The sequence below is a fragment of the Hydrogenophaga sp. FW305-3-2-15-A-LB1 genome (assembly GCF_058787875.1).
Window position 1 is genome coordinate 15,493 of record NZ_JBYTAE010000053.1, and the last position, 20,907, is coordinate 36,399.

Annotated in this window: 20 protein-coding genes; 8 read left to right on the plus strand and 12 right to left on the minus strand. The window is 69.4% G+C overall.

Annotated elements, in window-relative coordinates; all coding sequences use genetic code 11:
• Window positions 1-44: 44 nt before the first annotated feature.
• The 3 genes from pqqC to pqqA form a co-directional block, all read right to left on the minus strand.
• Entirely contained in the window at window positions 45-776 is a 732-nt protein-coding gene (gene pqqC / locus AC3WPZ_RS16865; RefSeq protein WP_444688647.1) for a pyrroloquinoline-quinone synthase PqqC, read from the minus strand.
• Between the two features lie 13 nt (window positions 777-789).
• Window positions 790-1,707: a pyrroloquinoline quinone biosynthesis protein PqqB gene (pqqB, locus tag AC3WPZ_RS16870; RefSeq protein WP_444688648.1), complete on the minus strand. Its 918-nt coding sequence runs from the start codon at window positions 1,705-1,707 to the stop codon at window positions 790-792.
• A 72-nt stretch (window positions 1,708-1,779) separates the two neighbouring features.
• Entirely contained in the window at window positions 1,780-1,854 is a 75-nt protein-coding gene (pqqA, locus tag AC3WPZ_RS16875; RefSeq protein WP_068167214.1) for a pyrroloquinoline quinone precursor peptide PqqA, read from the minus strand.
• A 24-nt stretch (window positions 1,855-1,878) separates the two neighbouring features.
• Here pqqA and AC3WPZ_RS16880 point away from each other — a divergent pair, with 24 nt between their 5' ends.
• Both AC3WPZ_RS16880 and AC3WPZ_RS16885 read left to right on the plus strand, forming a co-directional pair.
• Window positions 1,879-3,015 (plus strand): alpha/beta fold hydrolase, encoded by a 1,137-nt coding sequence (locus AC3WPZ_RS16880; RefSeq protein ID WP_492440695.1) that lies wholly within the window; start codon window positions 1,879-1,881, stop codon window positions 3,013-3,015.
• Window positions 3,012-4,007, plus strand: coding sequence for an MBL fold metallo-hydrolase (locus AC3WPZ_RS16885; RefSeq protein WP_444688650.1), 996 nt, complete (start codon window positions 3,012-3,014; stop codon window positions 4,005-4,007). Before AC3WPZ_RS16880 ends, AC3WPZ_RS16885 begins: the two co-directional genes overlap by 4 nt.
• On the opposite strand, the gene AC3WPZ_RS16890 is transcribed toward AC3WPZ_RS16885, so the two are convergent.
• Window positions 3,984-6,041 (minus strand): sigma-54-dependent Fis family transcriptional regulator, encoded by a 2,058-nt coding sequence (locus AC3WPZ_RS16890; RefSeq protein ID WP_382323885.1) that lies wholly within the window; start codon window positions 6,039-6,041, stop codon window positions 3,984-3,986. The genes AC3WPZ_RS16885 and AC3WPZ_RS16890 overlap by 24 nt on opposite strands.
• A 442-nt stretch (window positions 6,042-6,483) precedes the next feature.
• Here AC3WPZ_RS16890 and pedF point away from each other — a divergent pair, with 442 nt between their 5' ends.
• From pedF to AC3WPZ_RS16910, 4 genes are all read left to right on the plus strand, one after another.
• Entirely contained in the window at window positions 6,484-6,975 is a 492-nt protein-coding gene (gene pedF, locus AC3WPZ_RS16895) for a cytochrome c-550 PedF (RefSeq protein WP_382323886.1), read from the plus strand.
• Window positions 6,976-6,989: 14 nt separating this feature from the next.
• Window positions 6,990-7,862 (plus strand): substrate-binding periplasmic protein, encoded by an 873-nt coding sequence (locus AC3WPZ_RS16900; protein ID WP_492440698.1) that lies wholly within the window; start codon window positions 6,990-6,992, stop codon window positions 7,860-7,862.
• A gap of 244 nt (window positions 7,863-8,106) precedes the next feature.
• On the plus strand, window positions 8,107-9,627 hold the full coding sequence (gene exaC / locus AC3WPZ_RS16905) for an acetaldehyde dehydrogenase ExaC (RefSeq protein ID WP_444688653.1): 1,521 nt from the start codon (window positions 8,107-8,109) through the stop codon (window positions 9,625-9,627).
• 119 nt (window positions 9,628-9,746) lie between these two features.
• A complete protein-coding gene (locus AC3WPZ_RS16910) occupies window positions 9,747-10,118 on the plus strand; it encodes a DUF779 domain-containing protein (RefSeq protein ID WP_382159183.1) in 372 nt (123 codons plus the stop codon).
• Window positions 10,119-10,131: 13 nt separating this feature from the next.
• Here the strand turns inward: AC3WPZ_RS16910 and AC3WPZ_RS16915 are convergent, their stop codons facing one another.
• Window positions 10,132-10,431: a hypothetical protein gene (locus AC3WPZ_RS16915; RefSeq protein ID WP_382323889.1), complete on the minus strand. Its 300-nt coding sequence runs from the start codon at window positions 10,429-10,431 to the stop codon at window positions 10,132-10,134.
• Window positions 10,432-10,589: 158 nt separating this feature from the next.
• Between AC3WPZ_RS16915 and AC3WPZ_RS16920 the strand changes: the two genes are divergently transcribed.
• Window positions 10,590-11,408 (plus strand): hypothetical protein, encoded by an 819-nt coding sequence (locus tag AC3WPZ_RS16920; RefSeq protein WP_382323890.1) that lies wholly within the window; start codon window positions 10,590-10,592, stop codon window positions 11,406-11,408.
• 15 nt (window positions 11,409-11,423) lie between these two features.
• Here AC3WPZ_RS16920 and AC3WPZ_RS16925 read toward each other — a convergent pair whose 3' ends face one another.
• Window positions 11,424-14,180, minus strand: coding sequence for an autotransporter family protein (locus tag AC3WPZ_RS16925; RefSeq protein WP_492440700.1), 2,757 nt, complete (start codon window positions 14,178-14,180; stop codon window positions 11,424-11,426).
• 753 nt (window positions 14,181-14,933) lie between these two features.
• Window positions 14,934-15,386 (minus strand): Lrp/AsnC family transcriptional regulator, encoded by a 453-nt coding sequence (locus AC3WPZ_RS16930; protein WP_492440702.1) that lies wholly within the window; start codon window positions 15,384-15,386, stop codon window positions 14,934-14,936.
• Between the two features lie 151 nt (window positions 15,387-15,537).
• On the opposite strand from AC3WPZ_RS16930, the gene AC3WPZ_RS16935 reads away from it, so the two are divergent.
• A complete protein-coding gene (locus AC3WPZ_RS16935) occupies window positions 15,538-16,146 on the plus strand; it encodes a glutathione S-transferase (protein ID WP_492440704.1) in 609 nt (202 codons plus the stop codon).
• Between the two features lie 17 nt (window positions 16,147-16,163).
• Here the strand turns inward: AC3WPZ_RS16935 and AC3WPZ_RS16940 are convergent, their stop codons facing one another.
• From AC3WPZ_RS16940 to AC3WPZ_RS16960, 5 genes are all read right to left on the minus strand, one after another.
• Complete coding sequence (locus AC3WPZ_RS16940) at window positions 16,164-17,237, minus strand: sigma-54-dependent Fis family transcriptional regulator (RefSeq protein ID WP_492440706.1); 1,074 nt, start codon at window positions 17,235-17,237, stop codon at window positions 16,164-16,166.
• Between the two features lie 122 nt (window positions 17,238-17,359).
• Window positions 17,360-17,998 carry a nucleotidyltransferase family protein gene (locus AC3WPZ_RS16945; protein ID WP_382323895.1) on the minus strand — a complete coding sequence of 213 codons (639 nt, stop codon included), beginning with the start codon at window positions 17,996-17,998 and terminating at the stop codon, window positions 17,360-17,362.
• Window positions 17,995-19,071, minus strand: coding sequence for an XdhC family protein (locus tag AC3WPZ_RS16950; protein WP_492432493.1), 1,077 nt, complete (start codon window positions 19,069-19,071; stop codon window positions 17,995-17,997). Before AC3WPZ_RS16950 ends, AC3WPZ_RS16945 begins: the two co-directional genes overlap by 4 nt.
• A 2-nt stretch (window positions 19,072-19,073) precedes the next feature.
• Entirely contained in the window at window positions 19,074-19,655 is a 582-nt protein-coding gene (locus tag AC3WPZ_RS16955) for an SRPBCC family protein (protein ID WP_492440708.1), read from the minus strand.
• Between the two features lie 46 nt (window positions 19,656-19,701).
• Window positions 19,702-20,877, minus strand: coding sequence for a vWA domain-containing protein (locus AC3WPZ_RS16960; RefSeq protein ID WP_492440710.1), 1,176 nt, complete (start codon window positions 20,875-20,877; stop codon window positions 19,702-19,704).
• Between the last annotated feature and the right edge of the window lie 30 nt (window positions 20,878-20,907).

The following is a 20,907-nucleotide window of genomic DNA, read 5'->3' on the forward strand; positions in this document are numbered from 1 at the left end:
TCCCCCCTCAGGGGGGAAGCCGCGAAGCGGCGCAGGGGGGGTCTTCATTGACAGGCTTTCTCGATGGCATCGAGCATGTTCCAGAGGATGTCCAGCTTGAACTGCAGGATGTCCAGCGCGCGGTGCTGGGCCTCGCGGGTGTCGAAGTGCTCCAGCGTCACGCGCAGGCCGTGTGCCACGTCGCGCCCGGCCAGGGGGATGCGCTTGCGGAAGTAGGCCAGTCCCTCGGCCTCGATCCAGGGGTAGTGCGTGGGCCAGGTGGCCAGGCGGTCCTTGTGGATCTGGGGCGCGAACATCTCGGTGAGCGAGGAGCACACCGCCTCCTGCCAGGGCGCCCTGGCGGCGAAGTTCACGTAGGCATCGCAGGCGAAACGCACGGCGGGCACCACGCCCTGCAGCGACCACAGGTCTTCGCGCGCGAGGCCCACGGCCTCACCGAGCCGCGTCCAGGCCTCGATGCCGCCGGCGGCCGAGCCTTCGTGGTCGCCATGGCCGTCGTGGTCGAGGATGCGCTCGATCCACAGCCGGCGGTGCGCGCGGTCGGGCATGTTGGCGAGGATGGCCGCGTCCTTGCGCGGGATGCAGATCTGGTAGTAGAAGCGGTTGGCCACCCAGCAGCGCAGCTCGTCGGGCGTGCAGCCGCCGCTGTTCATGCGCACGTTGAACGGGTGGTGGATGTGGTACGAGCGGCCCTTCTCGCGCAGCTGGGCCTCGAACTCGCCGCGCGTCCAGGCTGGCAGGCCGGTGCGGGGGCGCGGGGTGGTGGCGATGTCCATGGCGTGCCCGCGCTCAGAAGCGGATGTCCATGCCGTCGCGCGCCACCTCGATGCGCTGGCGGGTGAGTTCGTCGCGCTCGGGCGAGTCCTCGATCAGGATGGGGTTGGTGTTGTTGACGTGGATCAGCAGCTTGCGCGTGGTCGCCGGCAGCCGCGCCAGGTGTTCGATCATGCCGCCGGGCCCGCTCTGCGGCAGGTGGCCCATGTCGGCCGCGGCCTTGGGCGACAGGCCCAGCCGCTGCATCTCGTCGCCGGTCCAGAAGGTGCCGTCCACCAGCACCACGGCGCAGGTGGCCATGATCGCCAGCAGCTCGGGCGTGACCTCGCCTAGGCCGGGGGCGTAGAACACGCGCGCGCCAGTCGCCGGGTTGCGCAGCACCAGGCCGATGTTGTCGCCCGGGCGCGGGTTGCCGCGGAACGGCGAATACGGTGGCGGCTTGGACGCGAGCGGCACGGCCTGCAGCTCGATGCCCTCCAGCCCGGGCGCGGTGAACGTGCGGCCGTCGGTGGGCACGGGATGGGGCGCCACGCCGCAGTAGTGCGAGAGCAGGCGGGTGATGGGAAAGCCGCTGTCCAGTTCGGACAGCACCTCGGGCGTGGCCAGCAGCGGCAGCGCGCCTGCGCGCTCGCGCAGCATCAGCAGGCCGGTGACGTGGTCGATCTGCGCGTCCATCAGCGCCACGGCGGCGATGCCACTGTCGCGCACCGCGCGCGCGGGCTGCAGTTCCGGCGTGTCGCGGATCTGGCCGAGGATGTCGGGCGAGGCGTTGACCAGCAGCCAGTCCACCTCGTTGGCGCTCACCGCGATCGAGGACTGCGTGCGCGCGTGGGCCATGAGCTTTCCGCGGCGCAGGCCGTCGCAGTTGGGGCAATTGCAGTTCCACTGGGGGAAACCGCCGCCGGCCGAAGAGCCCAGAACCCGGATGCGCATGGTCGATGGAGGAAGGTGAAGGGTCAAAAAAAGCGCACGCGCTGTTCACACGTGCGCTGGCGGATCGATCGATCAGCGGTTGGCGATGTACATCGTGATCTCGAAGCCGAAACGCAGGTCGGTGAAGGCCGGGGTGGTCCATTGCATGGTCGTTCTCCAGAAAGGGTTGGCATGAAACATGTCTGCAAGCCGGATGGCACCATCGCCACACCGGCAGCGACCCTGAACAGCAATATCGATGCCATGCAAAAGCCCCCGAACGCCACCCCCTGGCCAGCACCCCGGCGCCTGCCCGTCGGTGGCCTGCATCGCATGGCCTGGCGCGAGCTCGGCGCGGCGCGCGGCGAGCCCTGGCTGTTGCTGCACGGCGGGCCGGGCGGCGCCTGCCAGCCCGGCATGCTGCGGCCCTTCGACCTGCGCCGCCAGCGCGTGATCGCCCCCGATCAGCGCGGTGCCGGCGCCTCGCGGCCGCGTGGCCGCACGCAGGGCAACCACACCCTCGCGCTGGTGGCCGATCTGGAGCGCTTGCGCGAGCAGTTGGGCATTCAACGCTGGTCGGTGCTGGCGGGTTCCTGGGGCACGGTGGTAGCGCTGGCGTATGCGCAGCAACACCCCGCGCGCGTGCAGCGCCTGGTGTTGCGCGGCGCCTTCGCGCTCACGCGCCGCGAGATCGGCGGCCTGCTGTTGCCGTCGGCCAGGCGAGGGCAAACCCTGAGGGCGCCGGCCGCTTTGTGGCCGGTGCGGCCGGGTGACGGTGTGCCGGTGGCGTTGCAACGGCTGAGACAACTGATTCAAAACGGCACACCCGGTGTTGCATCGCTGCGCGCGTGGCGCGGCTGGGGCCTGCGCGAAACCGCCGACGCGGCGCATGGCCTGCGGCGCAGCCTGCGCCACGCGGCGCACACCGGCTCGCCCTGGGCGAACCCGATCCGCCGTGAATGGGCCGGCCTGCAGCGCCAGCAGCGGCGCGCGCTGGCGCGCCTGCCCCAGCCCGGTGTGCGCCGCAGCGACCGCGCGGCCCGGACCCGGTACCGGGTGCAGGCGCACTACCTGCTGCACCGGGGTTTCATGCGCCCGGGCGGGCTGGACCGCGCGGTGGCGCTGCTCGCGCGCGAGCGCATCCCGGTGGACTGGGTGCATGGGCGCTTCGATGCGATCTGTCCACCGGCCAACAGCGCCCGCTGGGCCGCGTTGGGCCGGCGGGCGGGTGGCCCGGTGGTGTTGCACCTGCCGCCCAGCGGCCACCTCGGTGGCGAGCCGACGATACTGGCGTGTCTGCGCGCGTGCGTGAGGCGCTCGTTGCCATGAGAGCGTTGGGCGCCTTGCTGTTCGCGCTGTGTGTCTCCGTGAACGCACAGGGCCGCGACTGCCCGGACGGCGTGCCCTGGCAACCTGTGGCACCGGGCGTGTGGGCCTGGTCGCCGCCGGCGCCGCAGGAGATCTCGCCCGACAACGCCGGCCATGTGGTGCCGACCTCGGTGCTGATCGACGGCGGCGAGGCGTTGGTGGTGGACCCCGGCCCGAGCCATCGGCATGGCGAGCGCGTGCGCGCCTCGCTGGCCTGCCGCTTCGGGGTGCAGGTGCGCTGGATCGTCAACACCCACGCGCACGCCGAGAACGTGCTGGCCAATGGCGCCTGGGCCGACCGCATCGAGACCGGCCAGACCACGGTGCTCGCCACCGAGGGCACGCGCCGGGCGATGGAGCAGCGCTGCCCGGCCTGCCTGCAAAGCCTCATCGAACGCGCCGGCGCGCAGGCCATGGCGGGCACGGCCATCGTGTGGCCCACGCGCGGCCTGATCGAAGGCGCGGTGTTGGCGGTGGGCGCGCAGCGCCTGCGCGTGATGCGCGTGGAGCAGGGGCACACCGAGAGCGACCTGGTGCTCTGGCACGCGCAGCAGGGCGTGTTGTGGGCGGGGGGTCTGGTGTACGGCGAGCGCCTGCCCGAACTCGCGCAGGGCAGCGTGGACGGCTGGCTCGCCGCGCTGGACCGTTTGCAGGCACTGGGGCCGCGCCACGTGATCGGCGCGGTGGTGTCCAGCGCGCAGGGCGATTCAGGGCCCGTGGCTCTTTCGGGCACACGCGGCTACCTGCAGGCCTTGCGCGATCAGGTGCTGAGCGCCATGGACCAGGGGCGCCACGCCGGCGAGAGCGCCACCGTGCCCATGCCCGAATGGCGCGGCTGGGCCGGCCACGCGCAGCGCCAGGACTTCAACGTGCAGCGCGCCTGGCGCGAGCTGGAGCCGCTGTGGATGCGGCAGGCGCCGCCGCCGGCTTCAGCCGAGCAGGTCGGGCGGTAGCTGGTCCTTCTTGCGGTAGATGGTGTTGCGCGAGACGCCCAGCGCCTTCGCCGCCGCCGACACATTGCCCTTGTGCAGACGCAGCATCTGCGCCATGGCGCTGAGCGTGACGTCCTGCAGGCGCTGGCCATCGCCCGGTGCCACCTCGCTCAGCGGCGCGGGCGGTGGCAGCGGTTCGCTGCCCGGGGCGGTGCCGAAGGACTCGGCCAGGCCGCCCTCCGCCGCATCGGCGGCCTGGGCGTGTTCGAGTTCGTCGAGGAAATCGTCGGGCAGGTGCGCCACGTCGATCACGCCGTCGCTGCCCACCATCACGACGGCGGTGCGCAGCAGGTTGTGCAGCTGGCGGAAATTGCCCGGCCACTGGTAGCGCTTGAACAGCGCCATGACATTGGGCGCGATGCCGATCTGCTGGCCCTGGTCGCACAGCGCCTTGAGGATCTTGTGCACCACCAGTTCGAAGTCCGTGCGCTCGCGCAGCGCCGGCAGGCGCACCACCAGGCCGTTGAGGCGGTAGTAGAGGTCCTCGCGGAAATCGCCGCGCGCGATCATGTCCTTGAGGTTCTTGTGCGTGGCGCTGATCACCGTCACGTCCACTTCCACCTCCTTGCCCGCGCCCAGTGGGCTGACCTTGCGGTCCTGCAGCACGCGCAGCAGGCGGGCCTGCAGGTGCTTGGGCATGTCGCCGATCTCGTCGAGGAACAGCGTGCCGCCGTGGGCCTGGAGGATCTTGCCGATGGAGCCCTTCTTGCGTGCGCCGGTGAAGGCGCCTTCTTCGTAGCCGAACAGCTCGGACTCGATCAGCGTGTCCGGGATCGAGGCGCAGTTCACCGACACGAAGGGCTGCGCCGAGCGCGTGGAATCGCCGTGGATGGCCTGGGCCAGCAGGTCCTTGCCGGTGCCGGTCTCGCCCAGGATCATCACCGGGATGTCGCGCCCCGAGACCCGGCGCAGCTTGTGGATCACCGTCGACACCTGGGGGTCGCCCGTGTCGAGGTACTGCAGCGAGGAGAACTGCATCTTGCGGCCGGTGGGCCTGAGCGGCTCGGCCGCGGCGGCGGCGCAAGCGGGTGCCGCGTCGGGCGCGGCGCCCGTGGGCTTGCCACCGCCCGACCAGGGGTTGGCGGCCTTGATCTTCACGCGGCACCAGACCGACACGCCGTTGTGCATGCACAGCTGCTTGGGCGTGGGCATGGCGCCGCTGAACAGCTCGAACAGGGCCGAGATCGGCATGCCGAAGAGCGAGGAGAAGGTGTGGGCCTTGAGCGCGCTGAACGGCAGCCCGATCTGGAACTGCGCGCTGCGGTTGGCCGAGAGGAAGCGGCCCTCGGGCGAGAACACCGCGATGCCTTCGACCAGCGTGCCCAGGAACTCGGAGCGGGTGTGGAAGTGGATGCGGATGGCCTTGGGGAAGATGTCCGCGAACATGTGGTTCTCGATCATCTGCGCCGACATGCGCACCAGCGCCAGCGTGTGCTGGTGGTAGCTGCGATGGTCACCCGTCACGTCCAGCGCGCCGATGACCTGGCCGTAGGGATCGAAGATCGGCGAGCACGAGCAGGTGAGGAACTTGTTGGCGTCCATGTAGTGCTGGCTGCCGTGCACCGTGAGCGCTTCCTGTTCGCTGAGCGCGGTGCCGATCGCATTCGTGCCCTTGTTTTTCTCGGACCAGTCCATGCCGGGCGTGAGCGCGACGCGCGAGGCCTTTTCGAGAAAGTCGGTGTCGCCCAGCGAATGCAGCACCAGGCCCTTGGCGGAGGTGAGCAGCACCATGCTGTGGGTGTTCACGATCTGGTCGTAGAGCGTCTCCATGACCGGGGCGGCGTGCTGGAACAGGAATCGGTTCTCTTCCCGTGCATCGTTGAGCAGACCCACGCCGGGGCTGGAGAAATCGGGCGCGTCCGTGGAGTCGATGCCATAGGCCTGCGACCGGCGGTGGGCCTGGCCGATGGGATCGGGTGGTGCGTTGCCGTCCGGGCCGGGGGGCGCGGGCGCATCGTGTCTTCCGCCGGGAGGCGTGAAGAGGGCAGCACTCATGTTGTCTCCTGGATCCGGGGGAAATCCCCCCCAGTAGTCGGGCACCCATCGTGGCGGGTGCTCCGGGTCGTCAGACGGGCTGTCGTCTTGGTCGCGCGGGTTCATGCAATTCTCTTCATATCTGTCCCTGTGAGCAACACTGGTTAATCCCGAGATGCAACAGCGTGTCCCGGGTGTCACACCTTCGCTGTTAGCAAAGAGCCGGCCACCACCTGGGCCAGGCCGTGGCGCGCAAAGTTGACACACAAGGCGCCCATGAAGCGGCGGACTGTGACATCCGGTGCGATCGCAGGCGACCCGGTGATTCAAATTGGCACACCTTGCACGGGCCTGACCGGGCCTGCGGGCGGGCCCGTCCCTTGCGTGGCTCCGGTCCACGGCGCCATGGCCTGCAACTTGCTGTCCATGCCGGAAAAGACCCTTTCTGAACCGGAGACAACCCATGAAGATTTCGCGTTTCTCTCTTTCCTTGCGGGGCGCGCGCGGCCTGCTCGCGTTGGCCGTCACCTGCGGCGTGGCCGCCGTGATGGCGCATGGCGATGTGACACCGCAGGCGGTGGACACGAGCACCCTGCCGCAGCTGGGCACCAAGTGGCTCGATGCCAACCCCTACAGCAGCGGTCCCGCGAACAAGGAGGCGCTGCGCATCGGCACCTCGGCCTACAACCAGAACTGCGCGCGCTGCCACGGCCTGGAGGCGATCTCCGGCGGCATCTCGCCCGACCTGCGCAAGTTCGACGGCGAATGCTCGGGTTACGCCGACGCGGCGAAGAAGGCCGCGTGCTTCAAGGAGATGGACGACTACTACATGGCCACCGTGCGCCGGGGCCGCGTGCGCGACGGGCGCGTGTACATGCCGCCGTTCGAGGGCACGCTGTCGCAGGAGGCGATCTGGTCGATCAAGACCTACCTCGAAACCCGCCGCGAGCCCTGAGACGGGAGACGCGCATGACCACCACCCATCACCACCACCCCGACCGCCGCCAGGTGCTGGCGGCCCTGCTCGCCGCGAGCGTGCCACTGGCGCGCGCGCAGGCCGACCTGAGCGACCTCGAACGCATCCGCGCGAATGGCGCGCTGAAAGTGGCGGTCTACAAGGACAACGCGCCGTTCTCCGACGGCCCGGCCAACGACCTCCACGGCCTGGACGTGTCGATCGCCGCCGCGCTGGCGCGCCAGCTCCAGCTGAGGCTGGCGCTGCTGCCGTTCGACGCGGGCGAGAACATGAACGACGACCTGCGCAACATGGTCTGGCGCGGCCATTACCTGGGCTACGGCCCTGCCGACGTGATGCTGCAGGTGCCGGTGGACCGCTACCTGATGCAGAAGAACCGCCAGGTGATGATCCTCGCGCCCTACATGCGCCAGCAGCTGGTGCTGGCGCACGACACGCGCCGCGTCGCCGAGGTGGCCACGCCGCAAGACCTCAAGGGCCTGCCGCTGGCCGCCGAGCGCGGGGCCGGCGCGGCCAGCGCGCTCATGGGCCATGGCGGCGGTCTGCTGCGCGCGCAGGTGGGCATCCACAACAGCGGCGAGCAGGCGGTGCAGGCCGTGGTGGAGGGCAAGGCCGCCGCCGCGTATGTGACGCGCGCGCAGGCCGAGTCGGTGCTCTCGCACACCGATCCGAGGCCGAGCCACATCCGCCTGAGCACGCTCTCGCTCGGCGGCGTGCCCGACACCGGCTGGGCCGTGGGCATGGCGATCAAGGCCGAACACAAGGACCTGGGCCTGGCGCTGGAAGGGGCCTTGAAATCGATGCGCGACAGCGGCGAGCTGCTGGCCATCTTCCAGCAACATGGGCTCACGCTCACCGCGCCCTGACGCCCGACGCTTCAACACAGCCACTGGTTGCGCGCGCAACCAGTGGCTTTTTTCATGGCGCCGGCGTGTGTGCCGCTTTGAGACAGCCGGTTCGCTTGTGCGCGGTTCCGGGACAGTGCGAACCCCGCATGTGTGCTTTCGTGCAGCGCTTCACCGGGCCCAAGCCCATGGCATGGAACTTGAAGAGAGCAGAGGGCCTGAAGACACAGGCCTTGCCATCAACGTCCATCCTGAGGAAGACAACATGCTTTACGCAGCCCCCGGCGCCGCTGGCGCCAAGATCGCCTACAAGACCCAGTACGACAACTTCATCGGCGGTCGCTGGCTCGCGCCGGTCAAAGGCCAGTACTTCGATGTGATCACGCCCGTCTCGGGCAAGGTGTACACGCGCGCCGCGCGCTCCACCGCCGAAGACATCGAACTCGCGCTGGACGCCGCGCACGCCGCGGCCGATGCCTGGGGCAAGACCTCGGCGGCCGAGCGCGCCAACGTGCTGCTCAAGATCGCCGACCGCATCGAGCAGAACCTGGAGCTGCTGGCCTACGCCGAGACCGTGGACAACGGCAAGGCGATCCGCGAGACGCTCAACGCCGACATCCCGCTCACGGTGGACCACTTCCGCTACTTCGCGGGTTGCGTGCGCGCGCAGGAAGGCGCGCTGAGCAACATCGACGAGAACACCGTGGCGTACCACATCCAGGAACCGCTGGGCGTGATCGGCCAGATCATTCCCTGGAACTTCCCCATCCTCATGGCGGCCTGGAAGCTCGCGCCCGCGCTGGGCGCCGGCAACGCCGTGGTGCTCAAGCCCGCCGAGTCCACGCCCATCAGCATCCTGATCCTGGCCGAACTCATCGCCGACCTGCTGCCGCCGGGCGTGCTCAACATCGTCAACGGCTACGGCCGCGAAGCCGGCATGCCGCTGGCCACCAGCAAGCGCATCGCCAAGATCGCGTTCACCGGCTCCACCACCACGGGCCGCGTGATCGCGCAGGCCGCGGCGAACAACCTGATTCCCGCCACGCTGGAACTCGGCGGCAAGTCGCCCAACGTGTTCTTCGCCGACATCATGGACAAGGACGACGCGTTTCTGGACAAGGCGATCGAAGGCCTGGTGCTGTTCGCCTTCAACCAGGGCGAGGTCTGCACCTGCCCCAGCCGTGCGCTGATCCAGGAAAGCATCTACGACAAGTTCATGGAGCGCGTGCTCAAGCGCGTGGCCGCGATCAAGCACGCCAACCCGCTGGACACCGACAGCATGATGGGCGCGCAGGCCAGCAAGGAACAGCTCACCAAGATCCTCTCATACCTCGACCTGGGCAAGCAGGAAGGCGCCGAGGTGCTGGCCGGTGGTGGCCAGGCGAACCTGGGGGGGGAGCTCGAAGGCGGCTACTACGTGCAGCCCACGCTGTTCAAGGGCCACAACAAGATGCGCATCTTCCAGGAAGAAATCTTCGGCCCCGTGCTGGCCGTGACCACCTTCAAGGACGAGGCCGAAGCCCTGGCGATCGCCAACGACACGCTGTATGGCCTGGGTGCCGGCGTGTGGAGCCGCAACGGCAACGTGGCCTACCGCATGGGCCGCGCCATCAAGGCCGGCCGCGTGTGGACCAACTGCTACCACGCCTACCCCGCGCACGCCGCCTTCGGCGGCTACAAGGAATCGGGCATTGGCCGTGAGACGCACAAGATGATGCTGGACCACTACCAGCAGACCAAGAACTTGCTGGTGAGCTACAGCGAGAACAAGCTGGGGTTCTTTTAATCCCCCCCGCGCCGCCGGCGCGTCACCCCCCAGGGGGCAACGCGTGCGGACCGGCCAAGCCGGATCCGCCGCGTTCTGGCTGGGGCACTTCGCTCCGGAAAGACCTTAGGAGATCTCTCATGGTTGAAAGAGTCATCGCCACACCGGCCGCCGTGGAATTGATCGAACGGCTCAAGGCGCAGCATGGCCCCGGCCTCATGTTCCACCAGAGCGGCGGCTGCTGCGACAACAGCGCGGCCAACTGCTACCTGCTGGGCGAGATCACCACCGGCGCGGGTGACGTGTACCTGGGCGACATCGGTGGCTGCCCGTTCTACATCGGCAAGGCGCAGTACGAGTACTGGCGGCACACGCAGCTCATCATCGACGTGATCGACGGCCACGGCGGCACCTTCTCGCTCGAAGGCCCGCAAGGCAAGGCCTTCCACACGCGATCCCGGGTGTTCACGGCGCAGGAGATGGCCGAGCTGGACGCGCAGGCCTTGCCCTGAACCGCCGCGAAGGCTAGGACAACCAGTCTTCCGCGTCAGGCCGACGCGGGTCGTGGCTCGGCGGTGGAGGCGGCGGCGGCGGCGCTTCGCTGGCGGCGAGTTGCTCCAGCACGATCGCGCTCTCCTTCATCACCTCTTCAAACAGCAGGCGAACCCTCAGCCGCGCCGCTTTCAATGCGGCAAGCTGCTGGGTGACCCTTTCGCGGTCGGATGGGGAGAGATCGACGGACAGGGCCCGGAACGTTCGCTCGATGTCGGCCAGCTCGGCCTCGGCCTTTTTCCACGCATGGAACTTGGGGGAGGGAATATCCATGCCCCAGCATGCGAGTGAGGCGCCTTGGAGCGGGTAGGAGAACGCCCCATGTCGGCGAAGGAGATGGCCGAAGCCCTCAACGATCGCTTTTGTCCTACAGCGCCGGCGCGATGGATTGCCTACGATGTGAGCTTGTGAACGATGGAGGTGAGCGCGGTATGTCGTTGATCTTCAGCAGCAGGGTGCCGGGCATTGCCGGTGCTGATGCCCAGGTGCTTCGGTGGTGGCGGGCGATGTGCGCGCTGGCGGCGGTGAACGTCGGCCTGTGGCTGGCCGTGTGGCACTTCGCGCCTGTGGCCGGTTTCCACGGGGGGCTGCAGCTCACGCTGTCCGGCGTCTACGTGCTGGTGTGCGCCTACCGCTCGGTGTTCCCCCGGGTGGACCTCGAGCGGCTGGTGGTGGTGGACACGCGCCTGTCCAACATCTTCCTGGGCCGCGCGGCAGCCACGGTGGCCGAGATCTGCTTCGCGATCCAGCTCGGGCTGCTGATCCATCAGCTGGGCGTGCACGCGGGCCTGCCGTGGGTGCAAAGCGCTGCCTGGGTGGTCCCGGTCTTCATGGTGGTGGCACAAGGCTTCTGCTGGCACAGCGTGCTCACGCTCAACCACATCACCCAGGCCGTCGAGTCCCTGCTCTGGGCGGCCGGCTTTTCCTGGATGGCGGTCCTGCTGGGCGTCACCGCCCTGTACAGCACGGGCTGGGTCAACTCGCTGGCGATCTTCGGCATTCTTTGTTGCCTGGCTTTCGTGGCGTACGTCCTGAGCGTGGATGCGCCGATGTACTGGCGCCGTTACCGCCTCGGGCGGTCGAACGGGCAGACCTACCTGTGCGTCGAGCAGGGCGCGCGCGATGCCTGGCAGCGCCGGGTGTGCAGCGGCAGCTGGACGGCGTGGAAAGCGGATGCGCTGTGGCTCACGCCTTATTTCAGCGTCGGGGTCTGGCTGAGCATCGCCATGGTGTGGGTGCCCGGCCACTGAGGCGAACCCGCCCGGCTACCAGCGCACTCGCAGGCCCAGTGTCCCGTTGAGGCCGCCGCTGTGCCGCGCATGCCCGCCGGCGGCCCACACGGTGCCGATCTCGCCGTAGAGGCTGGTGGAAGTTGACAGGGCGAGCGTGGCGCCGGCGGCGAGTTCGGTGCTGGCACCGCCGGTGCCGGTGGCCACGTCGGTGGCGCCGGCGGGGCCGGTGAAGCGGGTCACGTCCCGGCCTTTGCTGCCGTGGTACAGGTTCAGGCGGGCGTAGGGTTGCAGCTTGCCGGCGGTGGTGGACAGTTCGCCTTTCAAGCGCAGGCCGGCGCGCACGGTCCAGCGGCTGTGCGTGTTCTGCTGCACGTCGGCGCCCGTGATCACCACGCCGTCGAGGTCGATGCGCTGGTGGATGAGCTGCAGTTGCGGCTCCAGCATCCAGCCCGACGGGAGCTGGTAGCCCCGTCCCACTTCCACCGACGCGAGCAGGCTGTCGCCCTTGCCGTGGCTGGCGGGCGCCGTGAGCGGCGAGACGCCGTAGCGATGCTGCCCACCTTGCAGCACGGTGTCCACATAGAAACCGTTGGTGTGGTGGTAGGTGGTGTAGGCACCGAGGTAGTGGCTGCGCAGCCGGTTGCCGCCGACGTTCTGGTCGGCCACGCTGCTGGCGAAGCCGCGGACGTTCATGGTGCCGTTGAGCTGGCCCACGTACAGGCCCGCGCGCCAGCCGGGCTGCGCCCACAGGTCGATGCCGGCTTGCAGGCCATGGAGCCGACCCTGGCTGCGCGGGCTCACGTCGCCGTTCTGGGCGACGGTGCGTTCCGCGCTGATGAGACGGGCCCAGGTCTGGCGCTCGACACCGCTGCCGGCGCCATCGCCGATGCGCTGGTGCAGGCTGCCCAGCATCAGCGTGTTGCCCAGGCGCAGTTGCTCGGGCAGCGCGGCGAACAGCGGCACCTCCATCCGGTAGGCGGGGGTGGTGGGCCCGGCGGCGAGCGTGCTGGAGCGCAGGAACCAGCTTTCCCCCGCGTCATTGGCGTCCGCGGCGTACAGGCGGTATTCGTAGGCGCCGGCGTCGACGTGTCCGCCCGCGAGGTGGAAGGCGTCGCGGGTGGTCTGGGCCGTGGTGGTGGCGCCGTTGAGCGCGCTGATGACTTCGATGCCGTCACCGGTGGTCTGCGCGCCCAGGCCGCCGAGGTTGGTGACCTGCAGGGTGGTGCTTCCGCTGGCGCTGGCGCCGGCGCCATCGAGCACCAGCCGGTCGCTCAGGCTGATGCTGTTGCCCAGCGCGGTGCCGATCCTCAACACCCCGTTCTGGCCGACATAGGCCCCACGGACGGTGAGCCGGCTGCCGGGGGTGGCGCCCCGCAGCGAGACGGTGCCCGCGTTGTCCAGGCTGGCCACGGTCTGGTTCAGGCCCGCGGTGTCGAGCGTGGCGCCGTTGGCCACGGTGTGCGCGGAGGCCGCGCTGAAGGCGCCGGCCACACCGGCGCGCAGCGTGCCGGCGTTGATGGCCGTGGCGCCCGCGTAGGTGTTGAGGCCGTGCATCGTCAACGTGCCCGCACCCAGCTTGTTGAAACCGGCCGCACCGATGAAGGCGGTGCGGATGCCGACCTGATGGCCGTTGGTGTCGAACCAGACGCCTTCGGCGCCGCCCGAGAGCGTGGTGAAGCCTTCCAGGAAATCGGACGCGTTCCAGGTCGCGCGCAGGATGCCGCCATCGAGGTTGAGGGTGGCGGTTCCACTGCCGTGGACGACCGTGCTCGTTTCCAGCAGGCCGCGGCTGACCGCATCGCCACGGAGGGTCAGCGTGCCCGTGGAGCCGGCCTGCACGGCGATCTGGGTCAGCGGCGTTTGCACCCTGCCGTGGTCCTCGATGGTCAGCGCGCCGATGCCTTCATAGCCGACGTTCATTTGAGCCGAGAAGTCCAGGCTCGATGCGCGGCCGCTGACCACGTCGCGGCCCGAGACGACGGCCGTGCCGTCGCCAGTGCCCTGATAGCCGATGTAGGCGGTGTGGCCGGTGATCGCACCGCCCGCATCCACCGACAGCGTGCCCGGATCGGTAAAACCCACGTACAGGTTGTCGCCGAGCGCCCAGGTCGAGACGTTGCCATGGCCGTCGCTGCCCGAGACCGTGACCGTGCCGGAGGAGAGGCCCGGAACCGCGCCGGTGGTGCCGCCGATGGCCCCCTGGGCACTGCGCACCAGCCCGCCGTTCTGGATGAGCAGCGAGCCCGCGCCTTCATTGCCCACGGTGAGCGCGCTGTTGTTGATCCAAGTGGAGACATTGCCGTGCGCGTCCACACCCGAGACGGTGGCCGAGGCGGTGCCGCCGCCATACGCGATGTTGCCGTGCGCGTTGCTGACCAGGCCGCCATCGAGGATGGACAAGGAGGCCGTGCCGCCATAGCCCACGCTCAACTGGCCTGGCATGGTCCAGCTCGACACGTTGCCGCTGCCGTCACTGCCCGTGACGATCACCGTGCCCGTGCCCCCGGTGTACCCCAGGGCGCCGGTCGCGCTGGTGGCCGTGCCGCCGCCCTGGATGGTCAAGGTGCCCACGCCCGTGTCGCCCACGTAAATCTCCCCGGCCTCGACCCAGTTCGGCGACGGCACCGGCAAGGGGCCCGGGTTGACGTCGCCCACGCCGATGACGGATTGGCCCAGCGCGACGCGAGGCCCAAGGGTCGCGCAGGCAAGGGCCAGCACCGCCGTCGACAGGTGAGAGCGCCGGTGGCGGAAAAATTCGCCATGGCGGCCCGCTCGTTTTGATGGTCGCATCCCAGGCATGTTCTTCTTGGTCATGACGGCGCGGGCCTCCGGTTGGTTGACACATGGAACCTGCTGCCCTTCCCGTTCCATCCCGGGCGATCTCGTGACAGGCAAGTCTTACCCTGTCACTTATCGGCAGGTGTGCGTGCTACTAAAGTCGAAGCACGCGGCGGCGGTCGCACCGTGGCCGTCCACGGCGAATTTTTCATGCGCACAACATGAATGCTTTCGTCGTATTGAGGTGAAGTCTCTGCCGCTCACGAAAAAGGTGAGCCGGGCCTGAGAACCCGCGAATGCACGGCGGAGGCCGTGAACCTGACAAGGAACACGGCCTCTGTCATTCTGGCGCCATGCTTTGGCGACCCGAATGGGAGGCCCGAAAGGTCCTGCCGGTTGCCGTGTGTTCCCGGTTCTCAGCCCGTTCGGGCCGCCGCCACTCTGTGTTGTGTGGCGGCGGCTGTTCCTCCACGAACAGGGGAGGCGGGCACTCCATGCCCAGGCTGCAGCACAAGCAACAGAAGATTGCCGTGTTGATCGACGCGGAAAACGTCTCTCACACACTGATCCGTTCCATCCTGCTGCGCGCCGCGTGTTACGGCGCGCTCATCGTCAAGCGCGCGTGCGCGCGAGGGGGTGCGTGTGTACGGCTTCGGCGCGCGGCAGACGCCACGGGCCTTCGTGGCCGCCTGCAGCAGCTTCATCTACACCGAGTCGATCGCGGCGGAATGAGCACATGCGCGCCAGCGCCGGGGGCGGTGAGGCCTACGCCCGCCGCGTGGCGAGCACCGTGGCGGTCTTGCGCACCGGGCTGGAGAGCACCAGCGAGGTGGTAACGCTGCCGTGCACCGCGAGCGCGTCGACCACGCGTTCCAGATCCTTCGGCTCGGCGATGGCGCAGCGCACGATGAAGCAGTCTTCGCCGGTCACGCGGTCCGCTTCCAGCACCTCGGGCATGTTCTCGAACAGCTGCACATATTGGGAAATACCGGCGTGCGTGGTCTGGATGCGAATGAGAGCCTGCAGCCCGATGCCGATGGCGCGCAGATTGACGCGCGCGCTGTAGCCCTCGATCACACCGGCGTCTTCCAGCTTGCGCACGCGCTCGCTCATCGCGGGTTGCGACAGGCCGATGCGTTTGCCGATGGCGGCCAGGCTTTGCCGCGCGTCGCGCTGCAGGGCTTCGAGGATGAGGAGGTCTTTCTTGTCCAGCTTCATGGCGGTGTGTCGTGTGGCGCGGGCAGCGATGATCCATCGGTTTTGAGGGCCGGATTCCGATGGCCCGCGCTTGGAGGCGGCGCTGCCATTGTCTAGCATGGGCCGAAGCTGTTTCGCACCCCGCGACGGCCCTTCAACCCAGGACGGAAACATGGAACTCATCGGCATGCTCGACTCGCCTTATGTGCGGCGGGTGGCAGTCACCTTGCAACTGCTCAGGCTGCCTTATGTGCATCGGCCGATCTCGGTGTTTCGCACTTTCGATGACTTTCATGCGATCAACCCGGTGGTCAAGGCGCCCACGCTGGTGTGCAGCGACGGCCAGACCTTGATGGACTCCACGTTGATCATTGACCACATCGAGTCCGTCGCGGGCCGCAGCCTGATGCCGACGGGCGGGCCGCAGCGACAGCGCGCGCTGCGCATCGTTGGTCTGGGCCTGGCGGCCTGCGAAAAGGCGGTGCAGATCGTCTACGAGCGAAATCTGCGCCCGGCCGAGAAGCTGCACGAACCTTGGATGCTTCGGGTGAAGGGGCAACTGGTGGCCGCCTTCGCGCAGCTGGAGGCGGAGATGGTGGCGCAGCCCCTGCCGGTGGAGGTGGCTTCCATCGACCAGGCCGGGGTCACGGCCGCTGTGGCCTGGCGCTTCGCGCAGGAGATGGTGCCTGGTGAAGTGGATGCCCAGGCCTACCCGGCAACGGCTCGCTTTTCGAGCGAGGCGGAGGGGCTGGATGCCTTCCGCGCGGCGCCTTTCGCCTGAAGTGCGGCCGAGCGGCTTCAGCTCCTGCGGCCGAGCTTGCGGTACACGGTGGCGCGGCTGATGCCCAGCGCGCGCGCCGCTTCCTTCACGTTGCCGCGCGCATCGTCCACCGCCTTGCGGATCATGGCGGTCTCCACGTCCTTGAGCGGCAGGCCGTGGCTGGCGCCGCGTTCGCCACCGGGGTTGAGCTGGGCCAGCACGCTCAGGCGCAGGCCCGACCACAGTGGCACTTCCAGCGGGCCGCGCTGGTGCCGCGCGGCGTCGAACAGGGTTTCCACCGGCACGGCGAAGAGTTCGCTGCAATGGCCGGGCGCCATGCCGGCGGCCATGCCCAGCATGTCGGCCGCCGGGCGGTTGATCGCCGTGATCTGCCCGTCGGCGTCCACGCAGACGAGGCCGTCGCTGGCGTCGCCCGGCATGCGGCCGGGCCAGCTCAGGCACAGCAGCAGGCGGTGCGGCTGGCTCAGGGTAAGGGCGTTCTCGATGCTGCGCGCCGATTGCGTGACGAGGTGCTTGAGCGCGGGCTGTTCGATCACGTTCACGCCGGTGAGGTCAAGCATGCCCACGCACTGGCCGTTGGGCCCCCAGATGGGCGCACCGGCGCAGCTGTAGACGCTGGTGTCGTCGAAGAAGTGTTCGCCCCGGTGCAGCCAGACCGGCTGCAGGTCGGCCAGGGTGGTGCCGATGGCGGTGGTGCCCACGGCGCGTTCGGACAGATCCACGCCGATGCGCGCGATGTTGGCGGCGTGCGGGTCGTGGCGGTCCACCGGGCCGTTGACGTCGATCACCAGGCCGCGCGCGTCGGTGAGGATGGCGAAGTAGCGCGTGTGCGCCATGGCGCGCGAGAGCGACTGGATCACCGGTGCGGCCGCGCGCAGCAGCGGCTGGTTGGCTTCGATGGCGCGCTGCGCCGCCCCGCTGGTGACGGTGTCGAAGGTGATGTGCTGGCGCGGTTCGAGCCCGAGGTCCAGGCAGCGCCGCCAGGAGCGTTCGACCCAGGGCGCCAGCAGGGGCGGGCTGAGCGGGGCGCGCGATTCGAGCACCGCCTTGCGCGCCTGCTCGATCAGGGCCAGGCGCTGCAGCTGGGGCATCGAAGGCTGGGGCTGTGGGGTCACGATCGGCAGGGGGGTGGCTGGGCCGAGGCCGGGCTGCGGACAGGTCTTTGCCATTAGAGCAGCGTTTGGCCGCCCGTGCACCCCCCGCCCGGATCGGGTTAACCCGGCCAGCGCCAGCTCCAGCGGGTCTCGCGCACCAGCACCTCCAGGTCGGCCGGGGTGTCGAGGTCGCGCGTGTAGTGCGGGTTGTCCACCGCCCACAGGCGCACCGCCTCGGGGTGGGCCGCGCGCCACTGGCGCAGGCTGGGTTGCAGAGGCTCGGTCAGCGCGCTGCGCACGCGGGTGTCGAAGATCACCGGGTGGCCGGGCTGGCCGTGCACCATGGGCACCTGCACGTGGATGCCGGGGCCGCGCGCGGTGAAGGCGTCCAGCGCCAGCTGCACGTCGGCGCGGTCGATCAGCGGCTGGTCGGCCAGCAGCACCACGACCTGTTTCACGTCGTGCGCCAGCGCGCGCAGGCCGGCGCGCAGCGACGAGGCGGTGTCGTCTTCGGGCCGGGGGTTGATGACGCACAGCGGCGCCAGCTCGTCGGGCAGCCGGGCCACGTGGGCCTGGATGTCGTGCGCGTGGTGGCCCAGCACCAGCACCAGGTCGTGCCGCGCCGGGCCGCGCAGCGGCTGCAGGTGGGTGAGCAGCCGCTCCAGCAGGGTGCGGCCTTCCAGCTCCAGCAGGCATTTGGCGACCCCGCCCATGCGCCGGCCGGCGCCGGCGGCGAGGATGACGAAACCCGTCTTCACGGCGAGACGAAGCAGGTGGGCGCGGAGGCCTCGGCGGCCGACAGCGTGTTCTTCGCGTTCGCCACTTCCATGTCGCGCGGCAGCGGCACGCCGTTCTTCACCGCGAGCACCTCGGCCATCACGCTCACCGCGATCTCGGCCGGCGTCTTGCTGCCGATGTAGATGCCGATCGGCCCGCGCAGCCGCGCCAGGCTTTCTTCGGTCTGGTCGAAGTGCTCGATCATGCGGGCGTGGCGCGCCTCGTTGTTGCGGCGCGAGCCGATCGCACCGACGTAGAAGGCCTCGGTCTCCAGCGCTTCGAGCAGCGCCAGGTCGTCCAGCTTGGGGTCGTGCGTGAGCGCGATCACGCAGCTGCGCCGGTCCACGCGGAACTCGCGCACCACGTCGTCGGGCATCTCGGTGACGAGGGTCACGCCGGGCACGGCCCAGGCGCTGCGGTATTCCTCGCGCGGGTCGCACACGGTGACCGCGAAGCCGTTGAACAGCGCCATGGTGGCGAGGTACTCGGTGAGCTGGCCGGCGCCGATCAGCAGCATGCGGTATTCGGGGCCGAAGGTGTTGCTCAGCCAGCCGTTCTCGTCGGCCAGCGCCGCGGGTGTGGCGGCCGCGCGCAGTTCCACGCGGCCGGTGGCCAGCTCGGTGCGCCGCTCGACCAGGTGGCCGGCGGTGAGCGTGCGCACCAGCTCGTCCAGCGAGGTGGCGTCGGGGTTGAATTCGAGCACCAGCTCCAGCGTGCCGCCGCAGGGCAGGCCGAAGCGGTGGGCCTCGTCGGCGCTCACGCCGTACTTCACGCGCTCGGGCGGCCCGGTGGGGATCTCGTGCGTGATGCCGGGCGGTGCCGTGCTGCCTTGCACCGCGCCGTGCGCTCGGCTGTAGCGGTAGATCAGGTCGTCTTCGATGCAGCCGCCCGAGACCGAGCCGACCACCGCGCCGGTTTCGCACAGCGCCATGACCGAGCCGACCGGGCGCGGCGACGAACCCCAGGTGCGCACGACGGTGGCCAGCAGCGCGCGTCGGCCTTCGTTGCGCCAGCCCAGCAGCGTGCGCAGGACGGTGACATCCAGATTTTCCAAAGTTACCCCTTCGTGGCCATGTAGATCACCGCCGCCACGACGACGGCGATGGCGGCCCAGGCCCAGGTGGGCATGCCACCGCCGGCCTTGGGCATGGGTTTGAGTGTGGCGTCGGTCGCAGCGGGCGCGGCCGCGCTCGGGTAGCGGGCCTGCAGCGCCTCGTCGAAACGGCGGAAGAAGTCTTCGGCCAGCGACTTGGCCGCGCCGTCGATCAGGCGCTGGCCGAGCTGCGCGATCTTGCCGCCCACGGTGGAGTGCACCGTGTAGCTGAGTTCGCAGCCGGAGGCGGCCGGCGCGAGCTGCACGGCGGCCTCGCCCTTGCCGAAACCGGCCACGCCGCCTTGCGCGTCGAAGCCGATCTTGTACGAGCTGGGCGGCACGATGTCCGAGAGCGTCACGCGCCCGTTGAAGCGCGCGGCGACCGGGCCGATCTTGATGGCGGTGGTCACGGCGTAGGTGTTGGGTTCGGTGTGCTCGAATTTCTCGCAGCCCGGGATGCAGGCCTTGAGCATCTCCGGGTCGTTGAGGGCCTCCCAGGCCTGTTGCTGGGTCACGGCGAGCGGCCGGCTTCCTTGCATGTCCACGTTGGTTTCTCCTGTCAGGTCGGAATGATGAATGAAACAGATGACATCAGCCGCGCTGCATCAGCGCGGCCATGGACCGCGCGAGGTCTTCGAGGCGGCTGAGGTTGTGCACGGCCAGCATGCCGTGGGCGTGGCGGTGCAGCACGCTGGCGCCGGTGGCCAGGGGGGCGTAGCCGTCGTAGCGCAGCAGGGGGTTGAGCCAGAGCAGGCGGCGGCTGTGGCGGCCGAGCCAGGTGAGTTCCTGGTCGAGCAGTTCGGGCGCGCCGGTGTCCAGGCCGTCGGTGATGAGCAGCACCACGGTGCGCCGGCCGACGAGGCAGCGCGGGTATTGCGTGCGCAGGCTGGCGAGCGAGGCGCCCAGGCGGGTGCCGCCGGCGAAGTCGTCGATGGCGGCGTTGGCCATCTCCAGCATCTGGTCGGTGTCGCGGTGGCGGAAGGCGGCGCGCAGGTCGGTGAGTTCGGTGCCGAAGGCGAAGGCGGCGCGCGGGGTGCCGCGCGTGGCCTGGTGCAGGAAGGCGAGCAGCAGGCGCGCGTAGCGCTCCATGGAGCCGGAGATGTCGACCAGGATGAGCAGCGGCAGGGGCTGGGGCCGGCGGTTCATGAGGGGCAGTTGCAGCAGTTCGCCGTCGTGGCGGCGGGCCTGTTGCAGGGCGCGCGGCCAGTTGGGGCGGTGGCCGCGCGTGCCGGCGCGTTCGCGGCGCGAGCGCACGGGGGGCAGGGGCAGGGGGATGTCGCGCACGAGTTGTTCGACGAGGCGGAATTCGCTGGCGGAGAGGCCAGCGAAGTCGGCGTGGCGCAGGCGCTGCTGGTCGCTGGCGGTCATGGCGGCGTCGAATTTGAGTTCGGTTTCGCCCTGGTTGGGAGTGCGGGCTTTGAGGCCGGCGACGCTGAGGGCTTCCTGCACGCGGGCTTTGCGCCGCACCGGGTGGGCTTTGGCGGCTTTGGGAAGCATCTGGGCGAGGAGTTGTTGGGCGAGTTCGGGGTTGCGGAAGAAGGCGTCGAACATTTCGTTGAAGACGCCGATGTCTTGTTGGCGGCTGACCATCACGGCTTGGAGGGCGGCGCGCAGGTCGTCTCTGCGTTCGACGCCCACGGCTTGTGCGGCGGTGATGGCGAGCGCGGCGCGGCTGCTGTCGACCGGCACACCGGCTCGGCGCAGGGCCCTGCCGAAGGCGGTGATGTGGTCGGGGAGTTTCCCGCTTCTGGCGTCGCCCAGGATCATTCTTTTTCTGCCTGCTTTTTGCTTGGCACG

What these genes read in the sequence shown, in the direction of transcription:
- pqqC (WP_444688647.1), bottom strand. Translation starts at nt 776, where the DNA reads ATGGACATCGCCACCACCCCGCGCCCCCGCACCGGCCTGCCAGCCTGG.
- pqqB (WP_444688648.1), bottom strand. Translation starts at nt 1,707, where the DNA reads ATGCGCATCCGGGTTCTGGGCTCTTCGGCCGGCGGCGGTTTCCCCCAG.
- AC3WPZ_RS16880 (WP_492440695.1), top strand. Translation starts at nt 1,879, where the DNA reads ATGAAACATGTCTGCAAGCCGGATGGCACCATCGCCACACCGGCAGCG.
- AC3WPZ_RS16885 (WP_444688650.1), top strand. Translation starts at nt 3,012, where the DNA reads ATGAGAGCGTTGGGCGCCTTGCTGTTCGCGCTGTGTGTCTCCGTGAAC.
- AC3WPZ_RS16890 (WP_382323885.1), bottom strand. Translation starts at nt 6,041, where the DNA reads ATGAGTGCTGCCCTCTTCACGCCTCCCGGCGGAAGACACGATGCGCCC.
- pedF (WP_382323886.1), top strand. Translation starts at nt 6,484, where the DNA reads ATGAAGATTTCGCGTTTCTCTCTTTCCTTGCGGGGCGCGCGCGGCCTG.
- AC3WPZ_RS16900 (WP_492440698.1), top strand. Translation starts at nt 6,990, where the DNA reads ATGACCACCACCCATCACCACCACCCCGACCGCCGCCAGGTGCTGGCG.
- exaC (WP_444688653.1), top strand. Translation starts at nt 8,107, where the DNA reads ATGCTTTACGCAGCCCCCGGCGCCGCTGGCGCCAAGATCGCCTACAAG.
- AC3WPZ_RS16910 (WP_382159183.1), top strand. Translation starts at nt 9,747, where the DNA reads ATGGTTGAAAGAGTCATCGCCACACCGGCCGCCGTGGAATTGATCGAA.
- AC3WPZ_RS16915 (WP_382323889.1), bottom strand. Translation starts at nt 10,431, where the DNA reads ATGGATATTCCCTCCCCCAAGTTCCATGCGTGGAAAAAGGCCGAGGCC.
- AC3WPZ_RS16920 (WP_382323890.1), top strand. Translation starts at nt 10,590, where the DNA reads ATGTCGTTGATCTTCAGCAGCAGGGTGCCGGGCATTGCCGGTGCTGAT.
- AC3WPZ_RS16925 (WP_492440700.1), bottom strand. Translation starts at nt 14,180, where the DNA reads ATGCGACCATCAAAACGAGCGGGCCGCCATGGCGAATTTTTCCGCCAC.
- AC3WPZ_RS16930 (WP_492440702.1), bottom strand. Translation starts at nt 15,386, where the DNA reads ATGAAGCTGGACAAGAAAGACCTCCTCATCCTCGAAGCCCTGCAGCGC.
- AC3WPZ_RS16935 (WP_492440704.1), top strand. Translation starts at nt 15,538, where the DNA reads ATGGAACTCATCGGCATGCTCGACTCGCCTTATGTGCGGCGGGTGGCA.
- AC3WPZ_RS16940 (WP_492440706.1), bottom strand. Translation starts at nt 17,237, where the DNA reads ATGCCCCAGCTGCAGCGCCTGGCCCTGATCGAGCAGGCGCGCAAGGCG.
- AC3WPZ_RS16960 (WP_492440710.1), bottom strand. Translation starts at nt 20,877, where the DNA reads ATGATCCTGGGCGACGCCAGAAGCGGGAAACTCCCCGACCACATCACC.